Raw genomic sequence first — 17,659 nt, forward strand, 5'->3', positions numbered from 1 at the left:
CCAATGTATTTAAGCGGATAGTTCAAATTGCATGATTAAAGTGTTGACCAGCTGGTTGACACTCGGTTTGCCGGTTTCAATCACATGATCTGCAATTTCTCGATAGAGTGGATCGCGGATAGCGTACAAATTTTCAAGTATTTTTTTTGCATCACCATTCTTTAAAAGAGGGCGTCCCTCACCACCTTTGGTGCGATGCCAAAGTTCGATGGGGTTTGCATGTAAATAAATAACAGTGCCGCGCTCTTTTAATGCCGCGCGATTTTCGGGTAGCAAAACCGCGCCACCACCGGTTGCTAAAACAATATCTTGTTCGCTAGTAACTTCTCGAATGGCTTGTGCCTCGCGTTTGCGAAAACCATCCTCACCTTCCATTTCAAAGATGACTGGAATTTTGACGCCACAGCGTTCTTCAATGACATGATCGGCATCTAAAAAGCGACGACCTAGTTTCTTTGCCAATACTTTTCCGATGGTCGACTTCCCGGCACCCATAAGGCCAATTAGAAAGATGTTGTTTGTCGAAGAGTTCACCCCTCGATTTTATTAGGGTTTGTCGAGAACGGTAGGGGTTAAGAAGACAAGCAGCTCAGTTTTGTCTCGTAACTTAGATTCATGACGAAATAAGTGCCCAATTAGAGGAATATCACCCAGTAGGGGGACTTTGACCTCATCCTCTCGTTCGGTTGTCTGAAAAATGCCTCCGATGATCGCTGTTCCGCCGTTTTCAACCGTTATTTCTGAGCTCAGACTTTTGGTGTCTATGGCATAACCCTGCTCGGTTTTCATACCGATAGTGTCTTTATTGATGCCAACAAGCAATGAAATTTTTCCGTCGGGATGGATCTTGGGAATTACCTCTAAACGAAGATTTGCCTTTCTAAATTGCAACTTACTGCCATTTTGGGAGGTGGTTTGATAGGGAAGCTCCGTACCTTGTTCGATAGTGGCCTTGACCTGATCTCCGGTCATGATTCTGGGATTGGAAAGAATCTTTCCTTGACCATCCGATTCGAGGGCAGATAACTCCACTTGCAAGAGGCGGCTGGCGTTTTTTGAAACCAGTGTTGCTGCCACCGTTGCTGGATTAAATCCATTGAGACCCGTACCGCCCAATTCAAAACCCCCGGAGATTTTTTGATCCGGATTACCTTCGATTGAATTAGCTTGATACCCAAGCTTTACCCCTAGCTCACGGGCAAAGCGTTCATCTGCCTCAACAATACGGGCCTCAATCAGGATCTGCCGTGGACTATGAATATGATCGCCGCCAAAGGGAAGGGCGGCATCTTCGCGACGATATTTTTGAAATGCCAAAATTTCTGTATGTGGCCCAATTCAGTAAATGTCACCGTTTCGCACAATTCGCAAACCTTTGCTTCCCAGTATCGAATGCACTGCGGTTTGCCATGGCGTATGGACAAGGTCTATCGTAATCTTGCCTTTGATGGAATCACTCAGCAGAAAATTTGTAAAAGCTCAACCAAATCGATATCGACAAATTGCAAGCTGATTGGTGTGTGCAAGAAGTTTTGCGAGGGAGTATTCCCTTGGGCGGGGCATGTTAAAAAAATGAGAACAAGCAGCACATTCCCCAAATATTTTTTTAATCTTTCTCGCATGTTTTTTTGGATTCAAGTTCATTCACTCTTAGATGATGTGAGCGTGAGAGATTTCCCCTGGGGGTGCGTCAGGGTGACAGCATCTTTTTGAATACGACTAAGTCGCCAATCTCCTAAAACGGATGCCCCCATTTCGAATGTGGACCTGCCCTTGCCGGTATGGAAATAAGCGCGCTGGGAGTTACCCATTTGTAGGCTCCCCAAATATCGCCAACGGCGTATTTCAGCCTCATGGGAGATGGGTAGAGGCTTGTAGATAGCCTTGTTTTCTGCCTTCTTTTCTTTAAAAGAGTGAATACTCACTTCCAATAAGTCTATTTCTTTATATATATGTCATCCCGGCCATCCTGTAGCTCGTTGCGCAAAACAGCTATTTCTTTTTGAAGCTCAGTTAGTTGGTTTTGGGCGCTTTCAATCTGTGTTTGAGAGTTTGATTTCAATGATTCATAAGCGCCAAACAACATCAATCCGAGGGAGGCTAGACATGCAAACCCAGCGACTAATCCGCCTATCTTTTTGAGTTGAGGTGTTAAGTGAAGACCTTGGAGAGCGTCCAATTTTGGCTGGTTTGTATGTATGCCCAAGGTCTCTGAATAATTATTTTTGGCGGTCTTGGGCTTGCGGATTCCATGGGGGTCTGGGATTGCAGGATCGTCACCAAGATCACTCAAAATCTCATCAAATGCATGGTTGGGAATATGGCGTGATGGCATGCCTACATTTTCAAAGTGAGGGCGTTCAATATCTATAGGCCTAACTTGAATGGCTCGTCAGAATATGACTTGAAAAAAGACAAAAACAAGGGTTTTGGAGCTTTTAGGTAAATTGTCCAAGCACCCTATAATTTGGACATATGGCGCTACCCCCAAAAGACAAGCCGACGCTCAATCAGAGACCAACCCGTCCAATCGACAGACGTCCTCGGCAACCACGAGTTGATGGCGGCATACCTCGCAAGTCCTCCAGTAATCCACTTGTTAAGGCATTGCTCATTATTGGTGTGGTTTTTGCTTTGGTGGTTACCCTCCTGATGGGGTACGCGTTTTTGGTTGCAAAACCAAACTTGCCAAAAATCTCTGCATTAACGGATTACAACCCGAAAATACCTTTGCGTATTTATACGGCCGACAAAGTGTTGATTGGCGAATTTGGTGAAGAGCGTCGCAAAGTGATTCCGCTCAATGAAATTCCTCAAAATATGCGCAATGCAGTTTTAGCTATTGAGGATGATCGCTTTTACTCCCATGGTGGCGTTGATTATGTTGGCATTCTGCGTGCTGCTGTTACGAATTTACGAGGTCACCTCTCACAGGGCGCCTCAACAATCACTATGCAGGTGGCCCGCAATTTTTTCTTGAGTAATGAGAAGACCTTTAGTCGAAAAATTTATGAGGTGTTGCTCGCGTGGGAAATCGAATCGCAACTCACTAAGGACAAAATTCTGGAAATCTACATGAACCAGATTTTCTTGGGGCAGAGGGCGTATGGTTTTTCCAGTGCAGCACAAATTTACTTCGGCAAAGATTTAAAAGACATTACGATCGCTGAGTCGGCAATGTTGGCTGGATTGCCTAAGGCGCCTTCAGCATATAACCCCGTAACAAATTTTCGTCGCGCCAAGATTCGTCAAGAATATATTCTGCAGCGTATGCGTGATCTGGGATACATCTCCTCAGACGAATATCAAAATGCCATGATTGAAGAGCTGCGTATCTGTGGCCTTGGCAATGAGTTTGCGGTACGTGCAGATTTCCCTGCTGAAATGGTTCGCCAACTTCTCTTTACGCAATACGGCGAGGCAATTTACTCGCAGGGAATTGATGTCTACACTACTATTCTGAAGGCAGATCAAGATGCTGCATATAAAGCAGTACGTCGCGGTATTTTTGAATACGATTTACGTCATGCTTATCGTGGCCCAGAAGGGTTTATTGATCTTCCGGAGGACCCCGTAAAACGTCAGCGCGCAATTGACGAGGCTTTGTTGGCCTACCCCCAGTTAGATGATTTGCAGTCTGGTGTAGTGCTTGATGTAAAGCCTAAAGAAATGCAAGTCATGATTGCTACCGGAGATACCATCACCCTCAAAGGCGAAGGCATGAAGTTAGCGGCAGCCTCCTTAACGGATAGCGCTCAACCGAAGAAGCGTTTGCGTCCAGGTGCTGTTGTTAGGTTGCTTTCTGATGCAGGTGTTTGGAAGCTTGCGCAGTTGCCACAAGTAGAGGCCGCCTTCGTTTCCATGAATGCGGAAACGGGCGCGATTCTGTCTTTGGTTGGTGGCTTTGATTTCCGTCGTAATCAATTTAATCACGTGACTCAGGCGCTGCGTCAGCCAGGCTCATCCTTTAAGCCCTTCATATACGCCGCCGCAATTGAAAAAGGTTTTGCACCCAGCACGATGGTGAATGATGCGCCTTTATCTATTGACAGCATGGAGACAGGTAGCCAGGCATGGGAGCCAAAGAACTACGATGGTAAATACGACGGCATGATGCGATTACGCACTGCCTTAGCAAAGTCTAAGAACTTAGTTTCCGTAAGAATTGTCCGGGCGATTGGCCCATCCTATGCTCAAGAATATATTCAGCGCTTTGGATTCGAGCCAGAGAAACACCCACCCTATTTGACAATGGCTTTGGGCGCTGGCTCAGTAACGCCTTTGCAAATGGCATCAGCTTATAGCATGTTTGCAAATGGCGGTTATCGTGTTGATCCTTTCTTAATCGATAAGATGATTGACTCCAAAGGCACGGTTTTGTTTGAGGCTAAACCGACGCATGCGCGACAAGATGCACCAAGGGTATTGGATGCTAGAACTGCATTTGTAATGGATAGCATGCTGCAGGAGGTTACAAAGTCCGGTACGGCTGCAAGTGCACGAGGCAAATTAGGGCGCAATGATATTGCCGGAAAAACCGGAACAACCAACGAGTCTCATGACGCATGGTTTGCAGGCTACAACCCCAAGGTGGTTGCGATTGCCTGGATTGGTTTTGATAAGCCCGCTAGCTTAGGTGATCGAGAAACAGGTGGCGGCTTAGCACTACCAATGTGGATTTCTTATATGTCAGTTGCCCTCAAAGATTCACCACAAGAGGCACGCGAAGTACCTGAGGGCGTAACCCAATTTGATGGTGATTGGTTTATTCCAGAGTTCTCGCGCAATAGCGGTCCACGCGAACTGCAGTAGTGCATCTCTAAAATGGCTCGGCAAGCGCGCACTGTAATACCTGGCCAAGCAATGCATGTCATGGTGCGTGGAAATAATCGAGAGATACTTTTCTTTGGTGATGAGGATCGTCGCATTTATTTAGAGTGGTTGCGCGATGCGGCAAAACAATTTGCATGTGCAGTACATGCATTTGCTCCGATGCCAAATCATGTGCATTTACTGATGACGCCGCAAAATGAAGATTCGCTTGCCAAGACTATGCAGTCTTTGGGGCGTCGTTATGCGCAATGCTTCAAACCAGCTGCACCATCGCTCTGGGACTATTTGGGAGGGGCGCTATTGCTCGTCCTTGATTGACCCAGAATATTTCTTACGTTGCCAGCGGTACATCGAGCTAAATCCAGTGAGGTCTGGTTTTGAATCAAGCCCCCAGGATTCTGGATGGACAAGCTTTTCGAGTCATATTGGCGGAAACCTTGAGCCATGGCTTGTAGATCACCAGTATTTTTGGAAATTGGGTAATACGCCATTTGAGAGGCAAATGGCATGGGCTAGCTTTGTAAAAGAGGGCGCCCCCCACTGGGAAGATAAGCAGATTACAGAATCCTTGATTCGTTCTAAGCCTTGGGTGAGTGATATTTACGCTAACAAGCTATTTAAAGACAACCCAGAACTTGCTCAGATCCGTCATCGTGGGCGTCCAAAGAGAATTACCTCTTTAAATTCAATAACTTAAGAAATTTCTTGCTATCTTTCCCTTGTTTTTAAAGGGATTGAATTTATTGACTCTGTCCCCATATATGTAATTCATGTTGGTGCGACATCAAATTAAATGGGACAGACTCATTTTATTTCTATTGCATCAGCATGGGTATTCACCTATATTTGATCCTCCAAAAGTAATCAGGCCTTTGTCGCCCCTCGGAAACACTATGACTACACAATTGAATTCAGATCTTCGTCCAATCGCTCAAGGTCTATATGACCCACAAAATGAGCATGATGCCTGCGGCGTAGGATTCGTAGCGCACATTAAAGGCAAGAAATCTCATGAGATCGTTTCTCAGGGTTTGCAGATTCTTGAGAACTTAGATCACCGGGGAGCGGTTGGTGCCGATCCTTTGATGGGTGATGGCGCCGGCATTTTGATTCAGATTCCCGATATCTTGTATCGCGAAGAAATGGCCAAGCAAGGTGTGAAATTGCCACCTTTGGGCGAGTATGGCGTTGGCATGATTTTCTTGCCTAAAGAGCACGCTTCTCGTTTGGCTTGCGAACAAGAATTAGAGTGCACTGTTCGCTTAGAGGGTCAGGTTGTTTTGGGTTGGAGAGATGTTCCGGTTGATGTGAAATTGCCAATGTCTCCAACAGTGCAAATGACAGAGCCATTCATTCGTCAAATTTTTATTGGCCGCGGGGGCGCGACATCATGACAACCGATGCGCTTGAGCGTAAGTTGTATGTGATTCGTAAAACAGCAAGTCACGCTATTCAAGATTTACATCTGAAGCACGGTAAAGAATATTTTGTTGCTTCAATGTCCGCCAGAACCATTGTTTATAAGGGTTTGCTGTTGGCTAACCAGGTCGGTGCTTACTACCAGGATTTGCAAGATAAGCGCACTGTATCCGCGCTTGCTTTGGTTCATCAACGCTTCTCTACAAATACTTTCCCTGCATGGGAATTGGCGCATCCATATCGCATGATTGCGCACAACGGTGAGATCAATACCGTTAAAGGCAACGTAAATTGGGTGAATGCACGTGAAGGCGCAATTAGCTCTCCAGTACTTGGTGATGACCTCCAAAAATTGTGGCCACTGATTTATCCAGGACAGTCTGACACTGCATGTTTTGATAACTGTTTAGAGTTGTTGGTAATGTCTGGTTATCCATTGGCTCAAGCCATGATGATGATTCCTGAGGCATGGGAACAGCATGCGTTGATGGACGACAATCGTCGCGCCTCTTCTATGAATATCACGCAGCGATGATGGAGCCATGGGATGGCCCTGCTGCAATGGCATTTACCGATGGTCGTCAAATCGGCGCAACTTTGGATCGTAATGGCTTGCGTCCAGCACGCTACTACGTAACCGATGATGATTTAGTCATCATGGGTTCTGAGGCAGGCGTATTGCCAATTCCAGAAAGCAAGATTGTTCAAAAGCGGCGCCTGCAACCAGGCAAGATGTTCATGATTGACATGGAACAAGGCCGCATCATTGATGACGTTGAGCTCAAGAACGCCGTTTCTAAAGCGAAGCCATATAAGAGTTGGATTGATGCCGTTCGTGTGAAGTTGGATGAGGTTGACGCAAGCAAGGCTGACTTGGTTGATGAGAAAACTACTATTCGTCCAGCCGCAAAATTGCTAGATCGCCAACAGGCATTCGGCTACACCCAAGAAGATATCAAGTACCTCATGGCTCCAATGGCCATGAATGGCGAAGAGGCAATTGGTTCAATGGGTAACGATAGCCCATTGGCAGTTCTCTCTAATAAGAACAAGCCGCTTTATAACTACTTCAAGCAATTGTTTGCGCAAGTTACTAATCCTCCGATTGATCCGATTCGCGAGAACATGGTGATGTCATTGGTGTCGTTTATCGGACCAAAGCCGAACTTGTTAGATACAAACAACATTAATCCACCAATGCGCTTGAAAGTTAGTCAGCCAATTTTGGACTTTGATGACATCACCAAGATTCGTCACATTGGCCACTACACCAATGGTAAGTTCCGCTCATATGAATTGGATATCTGCTACCCGGCTTCATGGGGTAAGGCTGGTATCGAAGCGCGTTTGGCATCTTTGTGTGCTGAAGCGGCTGATGCAGTTCGCTCTGGCTACAACATCTTGATCGTGAGCGATCGCCAGGTTGATGAGAAGCATGTAGCAATTCCTGCGTTGTTAGCTACTTCTGCAATTCATCAGCATTTGGTGCAAAAAGGCTTGCGTACTAGCGTTGGTCTAGTGGTTGAGACAGGTAGCGCTCGCGAGACTCATCACTTTGCCCTCTTGGCTGGTTATGGTGCAGAAGCTGTTCACCCGTACCTCGCAATGGAAACTTTGGCTGAAATGGCCAAAGGCTTGTCTGGAGATTTGTCTGCTGAAAAAGCAGTGAAGAATTTTGTAAAAGCAGTTGGTAAGGGCTTGCAAAAAGTAATGTCCAAAATGGGCATCTCTACTTACATGTCTTACACTGGCTCACAAATTTTTGAAGCCATTGGTTTAAACCGCGACATCATCGATCAGTATTTCAAAGGCACCCCATCAAACGTTGGTGGTATCGGTGTATTTGAAGTTGCTGAAGAAGCCTTGCGTATGCACACTGCTGCGTTTGGCGATGATCCGGTCTTAACTAATATGCTGGACGCTGGCGGGTGAGTACGCTTTCCGTATTCGTGGCGAGAACCATATGTGGACTCCTGACACAATTGCGAAGCTGCAGCATTCCACCCGCATTGGTGCTGAAAAGGGCTATCAGACTTATAAAGAGTACGCGAACATCATCAATGATCAAACCAAGCGTCAAATGACTTTGCGTGGTTTGTTTGAATTCAAGATTGATCCAGCAAAAGCCATTCCATTGGATGAGGTTGAGTCTGCAAAAGAAATCGTTAAGCGTTTTGCAACGGGCGCGATGTCTTTAGGCTCTATCTCTACTGAAGCGCACGCTACTTTAGCGGTGGCAATGAACCGTATTGGCGGTAAGTCCAATACCGGTGAAGGTGGCGAGGATCCAAATCGTTACGTAAACGAACTCAAGGGCATTCCAATTAAGAAGGGCAAGACTTTAGCCAGCATCTTGGGTAGTGATGTTGTTGAAGCCAACATCCCGTTGCTCGATGGCGATTCATTGCGTTCCAAGATCAAGCAAGTGGCTTCTGGCCGCTTTGGTGTGACAACGGAATATTTGCGCTCAGCCGATCAGATTCAGATCAAGATGGCACTGCGGGTCAGAGTTTTGCGGCATTCCTTGCGCGAGGCATCACTTTGGATTTAGTGGGCGATGGTAACGACTATGTTGGCAAAGGCCTCTCTGGTGGACGCGTCATTGTGCGTGCTCCGCATGAGTTCCGTGGCGATACTACTAAGAACATTATTGTTGGTAATACCGTTCTCTACGGCGCAATCGCTGGTGAAGCATTCTTTAACGGTGTGGCTGGCGAGCGTTTTGCAGTGCGTAACTCTGGTGCTACTACTGTTGTTGAAGGTACTGGCGATCACGGTTGTGAATACATGACCGGCGGTACGGTTGTTGTATTGGGTGCTACAGGCAGAAACTTCGCGGCAGGTATGAGCGGTGGTATTGCTTATGTTTATGACGAAGATGGTTTATTCGCTAAGCGTTGCAATACCAGCATGGCAACCTTAGAAAAAGTATTGCCATCTGCAGAGCAAATCGCTAAGGTTCCTCAATCACAGTGGCATGCCCCTGTTGATGTGAAGGACGGTGGTGAGCGCTTAACCGATGAGCAAATTCTGAAGACTTTGATTGAGCGTCATTTCCGTCATATAGGCTCAGAGCGTGCAAAAGCACTCTTGGTTGATTGGGAAAACGCCTGTGGCCGTTTTGTGAAGGTGCTTCCTACTGAGTACAAGCGCGCTCTTGGTGAGCTGTGGGAAAAAGCTCAGAACAAAACAGTTGCAGCTTAAGTCGCTTAACAACCTAGACAGATATTAAGAAAAGATACTAAGGATTAGATATGGGTAAGGTCACTGGATTCATGGAGTTTGAGCGCGTTGATGAAACATACGAAGCGCCGGTTAAACGTCTCCACCATTACAAAGAGTTTGTAGCGGCACTAACTGATGAAGAGGCAAAAGTTCAGGGTGCACGTTGTATGGACTGCGGCATTCCGTTTTGTAATAACGGCTGCCCAGTCAACAACATCATTCCTGAATTTAACGACTTGGTATTTCATAACGACTGGAAGAATGCATTAGATGTATTGCAATCTACCAATAACTTCCCTGAATTTACTGGACGTATTTGCCCTGCGCCATGCGAAGCAGCTTGCACCTTAGGCATTAATCGCGCCCCCGTTGGCATTAAGTCAATTGAGCACGCCATTATTGATAAGGGCTGGGAGAACGGTTGGGTTAAACCACAACCATCTAAGACTAAGACTGGCAAAAAAGTGGCTGTTGTTGGTGGTGGCCCAGCAGGCATGCCAGCTGCACAGCAATTGGCGCGCGTTGGTCATGACGTTACCGTATTTGAGAAAAATGATCGTGTTGGTGGATTGCTGCGTTATGGCATTCCTGATTTCAAAATGGAAAAGTGGTTAATTGACCGTCGCGTTGAGCAGATGCAAGCTGAAGGCGTGAAGTTTGAGACAGGCGTATTTGTTGGCAAAGAAGCAATTGGTGCGGAAGTAAAAAATTATTCCACTAAAACAGTTTCGCCTGAGCAGTTGATGAAAGACTTTGATGCAGTGCTCATTACTGGTGGTGCAGAGCAGCCACGTGATTTGCCTGTGCCTGGCCGTGAATTGGCTGGAGTGCATTACGCATTGGAATTTTTGATTCCACAGAACAAAGAAAATGCAGGCGACTTTAAGAATGAAATTCGTGCAACTGATAAGCACGTAGTCGTTATTGGTGGTGGAGATACGGGCTCTGATTGCGTAGGAACTTCAAATCGTCATGGTGCCACGAAGATCACTCAGTTTGAGTTGCTGCCACAGCCACCAGAAGTTGAGAACAAGCCTTTGGTATGGCCATATTGGCCAACTAAGTTGCGCACATCCTCTTTTCACGAAGAAGGTTGTGATCGTGACTGGTCAGTTGGCACTAAGCGTTTTGAAGGTAAAAACGGCAAAGTTGAAAAGCTGATTGGTGTTCGCTTGGAATGGAAAGACGGCAAGATGGCAGAAGTGCCAAACTCCGAATTTGAGATCAAGGCAGATTTGGTACTTTTAGCGATGGGCTTTGTGTCCCCAGTGCAGCAAGTGTTGAATGCATTTGGTGTTGAAAAGGACGCACGCGGTAATGCTAAAGCCACTGTAGATGGTCAAAATGCCTATCAAACTAATGTTCCTAAGGTATTTGCAGCAGGTGATATGCGTCGTGGGCAGTCTTTGGTGGTTTGGGCGATTCGCGAAGGACGTCAATGCGCTCAAGCAGTGGATGAGTATTTAATGGGATCATCTGTTTTGCCCCGATAATATCGAGGATATGAACAGTGACCAGTTAAACCCTTTGGATGTAAGCAAGCAAGCTACGGGTGAAGTTGTCGTTTTGATCAAGGACGTCAACTTCTCTTACGCTCCAGGCGAGCGTCAAATTCTATCTGGTCTGAATATGGAGTTTCGTCGCGGCCAAGTAGTTGCCGTAATGGGCGGCTCTGGTTGCGGTAAGACAACTATTTTGCGTCTCATTGGCGGTCAATTTACCGCGCAATCTGGACAAGTTTTATTTGAAGGCAAAGACATTGGCAAGATGAGCGGCGACCAGTTAATGGCCGCGCGTCGTCGTATGGGAATGCTTTTTCAGTTCGGCGCTTTATTTACAGACTTAAGTGTTTTTGAAAATGTCGCGTTTCCATTGCGTGAACACACTGATTTAAGTGAAGAATTATTGCGCTCCTTGGTGCTCATGAAATTAAATGCAGTAGGTTTGCGCGGTGCGCGCGATTTAATGCCTTCACAAATTTCTGGCGGCATGGCAAGACGTGTTGCGCTTGCTAGAGCGATTGCTTTAGATCCACCACTCATCATGTATGACGAGCCGTTTGCAGGTTTAGATCCTATTTCTCTTGGCATTACGGCGCGCTTGATCCGTGATCTTAATAACGCCCTGGGAGCCACGAGTTTATTGGTTACACACGATGTTGAAGAGACCTTTGAAATCGCAGATTATGTTTACTTTATTGCAAACGGACAGATTGGCGCACAAGGCACTCCAGAAGAGCTCAGTCGATCAACAGATCCTTTTGTAAGACAGTTTTTGGATGCGTCACCTGATGGTCCAGTGCCTTTCCACTATCCAGGAAAAAGTTTGGCAGAAGATTTTGGAGTGAGATCCGAATGATCATCCTTCAAAAACTTCTTAATCTCTTTGGCGATCTCGGATTTTTCATTCGTCGCAATTTAACGAGTCTTGGTCTCGCTGCCAGAATGTTCACGGCGGTAATTTTGCGCTCTGGATTTTTGCTCAAGAGACCGCGACTAGTGGTTGATCAGATTCTGTTTGTGGGCAATCACTCGTTTGTGATCATTGCAGTATCTGGCTTATTCGTTGGCTTTGTATTGGGTCTGCAGGGTTACTACACCTTAAATCGATATGGCTCAGAACAGGCTCTAGGATTATTGGTGGCTTTATCTCTCACTCGTGAATTGGGTCCAGTAATCACTGCCTTATTGTTTGCTGGTAGAGCTGGCACCTCACTGACCGCAGAAATCGGCCTGATGAAGGCTGGCGAACAGCTGAGTGCAATGGAGATGATGGCTGTGGATCCTTTGGGGCGCGTGATTGCTCCGCGATTATGGGCTGGCATTATTTCAATGCCTATTTTGGCTACGATTTTTACTGCGGTTGGCGTTATAGGCGGCTACTTTGTGGGCGTTCCTCTGATTGGCGTGGATTCAGGGGCATTCTGGTCTCAAATGCAGGGTGGAGTTGACCTCTTTTCGGATATTGGAAATGGCTTAATTAAAAGCATGGTCTTTGGTGTGGCCGTGACTTTTATTGCGCTTTATCAAGGCTATGAAGCCAAACCAACGCCAGAAGGCGTTTCGCAGGCCACCACACGTACCGTGGTGATCTCTTCATTATCGGTTTTAGCATTGGACTTCTTGCTGACCGCAATGATGTTCTCAAATTAGAAAGAATAAACTGGGGCTCTTATGAGAAAAAGTGCAATTGATATTTGGGTGGGCATCTTTGTTGCCATAGGTCTATTGGCCGCATTATTTTTGGCGCTCAAGGTTGGCAATATGAATGCAGTCTCATTTGCGCCAACATACAAAATCTCTGCTCGTTTTGACAATATTGGCGGACTAAAGCCGCGCGCTCCCGTGAAAAGTGCCGGCGTAGTAGTAGGAAGAATTGCCAACATTTCTTTTGATGACAAGACTTATCAAGCCACTGTAGTGATGACCATTGAAGAGGCATACAAATTTCCAAAGGATTCTTCGGCCAAGATTTTGACCTCGGGTTTATTGGGCGAGCAATATATCGGTCTTGAGGCTGGTGGGTCAGACGATATGTTGACCGGCGGCGAAAAGATTGCACAAACTCAATCAGCAATTGTTTTGGAAAATTTGATTAGTCAATTTCTCTATAACAAGGCAGCTGATAGCGGCCAAGACAAGGGCGTAACAAAGTGATGCAGGAAGTTTTGCGTAAAGCCAAGCAAGCTTTTTTGTTTGGCTTTGCCGCTTTATTGCTTGGATGTGCCTCAATTCCTGCGGGTGTAGAACCCTCTCCTCAGGACCCTTGGGAGCCATTTAATCGCTCGGTCTTTGAATTTAACGAGGACTTAGATGCTTATGTGCTTAAGCCAGTAGTTGCGGGCTATCGTTTTGTGTTGCCAGAATTTATGCGCGAAGGGGTTTATAACTTCTTTAGCAATTACAACGATATTTACACCACCCTCTATAACTTATTGCAAGGTAAGCCTGGCTATGCCTTTAATGATTTTATGAGGGTAGTTGTTAATACAACGATGGGTTTAGGCGGGCTTCTCGATATAGCAACATCTGGCGGTCTTGAGAAACATAAAGAAGATTGGGGCCAAACCTTGGGTGTTTGGGGTGTGCCTGCTGGTCCATACGTAGTGTTGCCTTTCTTTGGTCCAAGCAACGTACGAGATACTTTTGGAACGGTTGCAGATTTAGAGTCTGACTATCTCTTCCGCTTGCTCCCAGATGTTGCCTTGCGAAACAGTTTGACAGGTTTGCGAGTTGTTAATGCTCGAAATACGTATTACGAGGCCGGAGATTTGTTGGATGGCGCTGCAATTGATAAATACAGTTTTATGCGTGATGCCTATATTCAAAGACGTGCCTATCAAATCAATGAGGGCAGGGATGATGAAGAGCCACAAATGCCTGTATACGAAAATCCGTACGAATAAGTAATGTAGTCGATAGGGCTAAAATTAGCCCTAATCCAGTTTAGATAATGGCAGTAAATAAAGAGGGCAGGACAAGGGATTATGAAAAGCCATAAAAGAATTTCTCAATACTTGGTTGCAAGTTTGCTTCTGGTCTCGGGTTCTATTTTTGCGCAAACCCCTGATCAATCAACACCTCCTGATGCCCTCATTAAGATGGTCGTCACCGATGTCATGGACACAGTCAAATCTGACCCAGATATTCAAAAAGGAAGCATTCCTAAGATTGTGGATTTGGTTGAGAAGAAAATTGTTCCTTATACCGATATGCGTCGTACGACTGAAATGGCGATGGGACCCAATTGGAAAAAAGCGACACCAGAACAGCAGGCCCAGCTCTCAATGGAGTTTAAGAATTTATTGATTCGTACATACTCAGGTGCCTTGAGTCAATTGCGTGATCAAACCGTTCAATTTAAGCCTTTGCGCGCTGCTCCCGATGACAAGGAGGTTGTTGTCAAGACGGTTGTGATGGGTCGTGGAGATCCGGTTCCTCTCGATTACCGTTTGGAAAAGACTGCAAGCGGCTGGAAGGTCTATGACATGAATATCATGGGCGTTTGGTTGGTAGAGGCTTATCGCAATCAGTTCTCCAATCAAATTAGTCAAAATGGCATTGAGGGCTTGGTGAAATTTTTACAAGACCGCAATAAACAATTAGCTGCTGCTAAGCCATCCAACTAATCGAAAAGCCCATACATCATGCGGCGCCTTGTGAAACAGGGATTAAATAGACCTCCTCTTGAGTATGGCAGCGGTTTTCCGACGCTTTTACATAAAGAGATAAAGCGTTTTTATAAAGTTGCGTTCCAAACGGTTGCTGCACCAGTCTTAACGGCAGTGTTGTATCTCATGATCTTTGGCCACGTGCTCGAAGGTAGAGAAGTTTATGGTCGCCTGAGTTATACGGCCTTCTTGATACCGGGTTTAGTCATGATGAGCGTTTTGCAAAATGCCTTTGCAAATACTTCCTCATCGCTGATTCAGTCAAAAGTAACCGGTAACCTCGTATTTGTCTTGCTTGCCCCCTTAAGTCACCTTGAGTTTTATGCAGCTTATATTTTGGCGGCAGTTTTCAGAGGGGTTGTGGTTGGTTTGGGCGTCTTCTTAATTACCGCATGGTACGGTCTTGCCCTCTTTAGAATACCCATTATGGATTCTGGCGTTTGCTTTTTTAGGCGCTGCCATACTAGGCAGCCTGGGTTTGATCGCAGGTATTTGGGCTGATAAATATGATCAGCTTGCCGCTTTTCAGAACTTCATCATCATGCCTGCCACGATGTTGTCGGGTGTGTTTTATTCAATACACTCTTTGCCACCTGCATAGCAAGTTGTTTCCCATTTCAATCCATTTTTCTACATGATTGATGGATTTCGCTATGGCTTCTTTGGGGTTTCAGATATCTCCCCTTGGAATAGTTTGGCGATTGTTGCTTGTTTCTTTGTGGTGGTATCGGCGATCGCGTTAAGACTGCTACAAAAAGGCTATAAGCTTAGACATTAAGTGATTTCAGGAGAGAACATGTTACCCACCCCGGAACAAATTGAAGGCTACATCAAGCAAGGTATTCAATGTACCCATATTCAGGTGGAAGGTGACGGCCAGCATTTCTTTGCAACCATCGTGAGCCCTGAGTTTGAGGGAAAGCGTTTAGTTCAATGCCATCAATTGGTATATGGCGCAATGGGCGATCGTATGAAAGCTGAAGTGCATGCTCTATCTATTAAGGCATTTACGCCCGAAGAATTTGCACAAAATTCTGCCGTATAAACATATTAGTTATTAATTACCTGTTTTTTCTGGAAGTGTTTCATGGATAAATTACGAATGGTTGGCGGAACTCCACTCAAGGGTGAGGTACTTATCGCTGGCGCAAAAAATGCAGTATTACCTATTCTCTGCGCTTGCCTTTTAACTGATCAACCGGTTGTATTACGCAACGTTCCAGATTTGCAAGATGTGCGCACCATGCTCAAGATTTTGCAAGAGATTGGCGTATCAGTCAGCTTTCCAGATGCTGGTGATCGCAGCCACGTCGTTTTAAGTGCAGCAGTAATTAAAAGCGCAGAAGCAACTTATGAAATGGTTAAGACCATGCGCGCCTCTATCCTGGCTCTTGGACCACTCTTGGCCAGAATGCATTCTGCTAAGGTTTCCTTGCCGGGTGGTTGCGCAATTGGCGCGCGTCCAGTCGACCAGCATATTAAAGGTCTAAAGGCGATGGGTGCTGTGATCAAAATAAAGAGCGGATATATTCAGGCGGAGACTAAGTCGGAAAATAATCGACTTAAGGGCGCATCAATTTTGACCGACATGATTACAGTGACCGGCACAGAAAATTTATTAATGGCTGCTACATTGGCATCCGGAACAACCATTTTGGAGAATGCTGCACGCGAGCCCGAGGTGGGTGATTTGGCTGAGTTGCTAGTGAAGATGGGCGCCAGAATTACTGGAATTGGTAGCGATCGCCTTGTTATTGAGGGCGTTGAAAAGTTGCATGGTGCAGAGCACTCGGTAATTCCTGATCGTGTTGAAGCGGGCACCTTCTTGTGTGCAGTTGCTGCTATTGGTGGTGAGATCGTAGTACAGCGCTGTCGCCCCGATACATTGGATGCAGTCATTGTGAAGTTGAAAGAAGCTGGTCTAAATATGGAGGTTGGCCCAGACTGGATCAAAGCTTCAATGCAAGGACGCCCAAAGGCTGTAAGTTTTCGCACTTCCGAATATCCCGCCTTTCCAACCGATATGCAGGCCCAATTAATGACGGTCAATGCTGTTGCGAGTGGAAGCTCAACGATTACCGAGACGATTTTTGAGAACCGATTTATGCACGTTCAAGAATTAAATCGCCTAGGTGCTGATATTACAATTGAAGGTAATACCGCTATTGCCCAGGGGGTAGAAAAGCTTTCTGGCGCGATTGTGATGGCTACCGATCTTCGTGCTTCTGCTAGCCTGGTGATTGCAGGTCTGGCAGCCCAAGGCGAAACCCAGGTCGACCGGATCTACCATTTAGATCGGGGTTATGACCGCATGGAGCAGAAATTAACACTCTTGGGCGCCAACATTGAGCGCGTGAAGTAAGCCTGAGAGATAATTAGGTCATGAAATTGACTTTAGCCCTCTCCAAAGGGCGCATCTTCGAAGAGACCGCAGAGATCCTATCCAAGGTTGGCATCGTGCCGCTGGAGGATCCTGAGAAGTCACGCAAGCTTATTATTGAGACTACCAATCCTGATGTTCGTTTGATCATTGTGCGCGCTTCAGATGTACCCACATACGTTCAGTTTGGCGGTGCAGATTTCGGTGTTGCTGGTTTAGACGTGTTGATGGAAAAAGGTACGGATGGTTTGTATGTACCTTACGACTTAAACATTGCAAAGTGCCGCATGTCAGTCGCTGTGCGCGAAGGTTTTGATTACGCTGGCGCAGTTAAGCAAGGATCTCGTCTTAAGGTTGCCACTAAGTATGTCAATTGTGCGCGTGAACACTTTGCCAATAAAGGTGTGCACATCGACACTATTCAGCTCTACGGTTCCATGGAGCTTGCGCCTTTGGTTGGCTTGGCCGATGCTATCGTGGATTTAGTTTCCACTGGCAATACGCTTAAAGCGAATGGCTTAGTTGAGGTAGAGCCGATTGCTGACATCAGTGCACGTTTAGTTGTTAATCAAGCCTCTTACAAGCGTAAGCGTGATCAGCTGCAACCTATTTTTGAGTTGCTGAAGTAACTA

General features: G+C 46.0%; 17 protein-coding genes and 2 pseudogenes. 15 read left to right on the plus strand and 4 right to left on the minus strand.

Features of this window, described 5'->3' with window-relative positions:
• Window positions 1–9 precede the first annotated feature (9 nt).
• The 4 genes from DXE27_RS03815 to DXE27_RS03830 form a co-directional block, all read right to left on the minus strand.
• Window positions 10–495 (minus strand): shikimate kinase, encoded by a 486-nt coding sequence (locus DXE27_RS03815; protein ID WP_128113697.1) that lies wholly within the window; start codon window positions 493–495, stop codon window positions 10–12.
• A 51-nt stretch (window positions 496–546) separates the two neighbouring features.
• Window positions 547–1,317, minus strand: coding sequence for a type II and III secretion system protein (locus tag DXE27_RS03820; RefSeq protein WP_197712293.1), 771 nt, complete (start codon window positions 1,315–1,317; stop codon window positions 547–549).
• Window positions 1,318–1,640: 323 nt separating this feature from the next.
• Window positions 1,641–1,925, minus strand: a complete 285-nt coding sequence (locus DXE27_RS03825) for a hypothetical protein (RefSeq protein ID WP_128112963.1) — start codon at window positions 1,923–1,925, stop codon at window positions 1,641–1,643.
• 11 nt (window positions 1,926–1,936) lie between these two features.
• On the minus strand, window positions 1,937–2,293 hold the full coding sequence (locus DXE27_RS03830; protein WP_128112964.1) for a hypothetical protein: 357 nt from the start codon (window positions 2,291–2,293) through the stop codon (window positions 1,937–1,939).
• Window positions 2,294–2,475: 182 nt separating this feature from the next.
• On the opposite strand from DXE27_RS03830, the gene DXE27_RS03835 reads away from it, so the two are divergent.
• The 15 genes and pseudogenes from DXE27_RS03835 (at window position 2,476) to hisG (ending at window position 17,656) form a co-directional block, all read left to right on the plus strand.
• Window positions 2,476–4,812 (plus strand): penicillin-binding protein 1A, encoded by a 2,337-nt coding sequence (locus DXE27_RS03835; RefSeq protein WP_128112965.1) that lies wholly within the window; start codon window positions 2,476–2,478, stop codon window positions 4,810–4,812.
• A gap of 12 nt (window positions 4,813–4,824) precedes the next feature.
• The gene (locus DXE27_RS09060) at window positions 4,825–5,151 is read left to right on the plus strand and encodes a transposase (protein WP_197712294.1); all 327 of its coding nucleotides are present in this window, start codon (window positions 4,825–4,827) and stop codon (window positions 5,149–5,151) included.
• Window positions 5,144–5,530, plus strand: coding sequence for a hypothetical protein (locus DXE27_RS09065; protein ID WP_197712295.1), 387 nt, complete (start codon window positions 5,144–5,146; stop codon window positions 5,528–5,530). Before DXE27_RS09060 ends, DXE27_RS09065 begins: the two co-directional genes overlap by 8 nt.
• Window positions 5,531–5,726: 196 nt before the next feature.
• Window positions 5,727–8,749 (plus strand): annotated as a pseudogene (locus DXE27_RS03845) (glutamate synthase central domain-containing protein); the annotation flags it as partial.
• 53 nt (window positions 8,750–8,802) lie between these two features.
• The gene (locus DXE27_RS10490; RefSeq protein ID WP_462803970.1) at window positions 8,803–9,456 is read left to right on the plus strand and encodes a GltB/FmdC/FwdC-like GXGXG domain-containing protein; all 654 of its coding nucleotides are present in this window, start codon (window positions 8,803–8,805) and stop codon (window positions 9,454–9,456) included.
• Window positions 9,457–9,506: 50 nt separating this feature from the next.
• A complete protein-coding gene (locus DXE27_RS03850) occupies window positions 9,507–10,970 on the plus strand; it encodes a glutamate synthase subunit beta (RefSeq protein WP_128112966.1) in 1,464 nt (487 codons plus the stop codon).
• Between the two features lie 10 nt (window positions 10,971–10,980).
• On the plus strand, window positions 10,981–11,835 hold the full coding sequence (locus DXE27_RS03855) for an ABC transporter ATP-binding protein (protein ID WP_128112967.1): 855 nt from the start codon (window positions 10,981–10,983) through the stop codon (window positions 11,833–11,835).
• The gene (gene mlaE, locus DXE27_RS03860; RefSeq protein WP_172457106.1) at window positions 11,832–12,629 is read left to right on the plus strand and encodes a lipid asymmetry maintenance ABC transporter permease subunit MlaE; all 798 of its coding nucleotides are present in this window, start codon (window positions 11,832–11,834) and stop codon (window positions 12,627–12,629) included. Before DXE27_RS03855 ends, mlaE begins: the two co-directional genes overlap by 4 nt.
• Window positions 12,630–12,650: 21 nt before the next feature.
• A complete protein-coding gene (mlaD, locus tag DXE27_RS03865; RefSeq protein WP_128112968.1) occupies window positions 12,651–13,133 on the plus strand; it encodes an outer membrane lipid asymmetry maintenance protein MlaD in 483 nt (160 codons plus the stop codon).
• Window positions 13,133–13,882, plus strand: a complete 750-nt coding sequence (locus DXE27_RS03870; RefSeq protein WP_128113699.1) for an MlaA family lipoprotein — start codon at window positions 13,133–13,135, stop codon at window positions 13,880–13,882. Before mlaD ends, DXE27_RS03870 begins: the two co-directional genes overlap by 1 nt.
• A gap of 81 nt (window positions 13,883–13,963) precedes the next feature.
• On the plus strand, window positions 13,964–14,605 hold the full coding sequence (locus tag DXE27_RS03875; RefSeq protein ID WP_128112969.1) for an MlaC/ttg2D family ABC transporter substrate-binding protein: 642 nt from the start codon (window positions 13,964–13,966) through the stop codon (window positions 14,603–14,605).
• Window positions 14,606–14,623: 18 nt separating this feature from the next.
• Window positions 14,624–15,425, plus strand: a pseudogene (locus DXE27_RS03880) (ABC transporter permease).
• Window positions 15,426–15,443: 18 nt separating this feature from the next.
• Window positions 15,444–15,692 carry a BolA family protein gene (locus tag DXE27_RS03885; RefSeq protein WP_128112970.1) on the plus strand — a complete coding sequence of 83 codons (249 nt, stop codon included), beginning with the start codon at window positions 15,444–15,446 and terminating at the stop codon, window positions 15,690–15,692.
• Window positions 15,693–15,734: 42 nt separating this feature from the next.
• The gene (gene murA, locus DXE27_RS03890) at window positions 15,735–17,009 is read left to right on the plus strand and encodes a UDP-N-acetylglucosamine 1-carboxyvinyltransferase (protein ID WP_128112971.1); all 1,275 of its coding nucleotides are present in this window, start codon (window positions 15,735–15,737) and stop codon (window positions 17,007–17,009) included.
• A gap of 20 nt (window positions 17,010–17,029) precedes the next feature.
• Window positions 17,030–17,656 (plus strand): ATP phosphoribosyltransferase, encoded by a 627-nt coding sequence (gene hisG / locus DXE27_RS03895; protein WP_128112972.1) that lies wholly within the window; start codon window positions 17,030–17,032, stop codon window positions 17,654–17,656.
• The last annotated feature ends 3 nt before the right edge of the window (window positions 17,657–17,659 follow it).

It is taken from the genome of Polynucleobacter necessarius (genome assembly GCF_900096755.1).
Lineage (GTDB): Bacteria > Pseudomonadota > Gammaproteobacteria > Burkholderiales > Burkholderiaceae > Polynucleobacter > Polynucleobacter necessarius_K.

Excerpts from the sequence above, each read along its gene's own strand:
- DXE27_RS03815 (WP_128113697.1), bottom strand. The coding sequence starts at position 495 with ATGGGTGCCGGGAAGTCGACCATCGGAAAAGTATTGGCAAAGAAACTA.
- DXE27_RS03835 (WP_128112965.1), top strand. The coding sequence starts at position 2,476 with ATGGCGCTACCCCCAAAAGACAAGCCGACGCTCAATCAGAGACCAACC.
- DXE27_RS09060 (WP_197712294.1), top strand. The coding sequence starts at position 4,825 with ATGGCTCGGCAAGCGCGCACTGTAATACCTGGCCAAGCAATGCATGTC.
- DXE27_RS03850 (WP_128112966.1), top strand. The coding sequence starts at position 9,507 with ATGGGTAAGGTCACTGGATTCATGGAGTTTGAGCGCGTTGATGAAACA.
- DXE27_RS03855 (WP_128112967.1), top strand. The coding sequence starts at position 10,981 with ATGAACAGTGACCAGTTAAACCCTTTGGATGTAAGCAAGCAAGCTACG.
- mlaE (WP_172457106.1), top strand. The coding sequence starts at position 11,832 with ATGATCATCCTTCAAAAACTTCTTAATCTCTTTGGCGATCTCGGATTT.
- mlaD (WP_128112968.1), top strand. The coding sequence starts at position 12,651 with ATGAGAAAAAGTGCAATTGATATTTGGGTGGGCATCTTTGTTGCCATA.
- DXE27_RS03870 (WP_128113699.1), top strand. The coding sequence starts at position 13,133 with ATGCAGGAAGTTTTGCGTAAAGCCAAGCAAGCTTTTTTGTTTGGCTTT.
- DXE27_RS03875 (WP_128112969.1), top strand. The coding sequence starts at position 13,964 with ATGAAAAGCCATAAAAGAATTTCTCAATACTTGGTTGCAAGTTTGCTT.
- DXE27_RS03885 (WP_128112970.1), top strand. The coding sequence starts at position 15,444 with ATGTTACCCACCCCGGAACAAATTGAAGGCTACATCAAGCAAGGTATT.
- murA (WP_128112971.1), top strand. The coding sequence starts at position 15,735 with ATGGATAAATTACGAATGGTTGGCGGAACTCCACTCAAGGGTGAGGTA.
- hisG (WP_128112972.1), top strand. The coding sequence starts at position 17,030 with ATGAAATTGACTTTAGCCCTCTCCAAAGGGCGCATCTTCGAAGAGACC.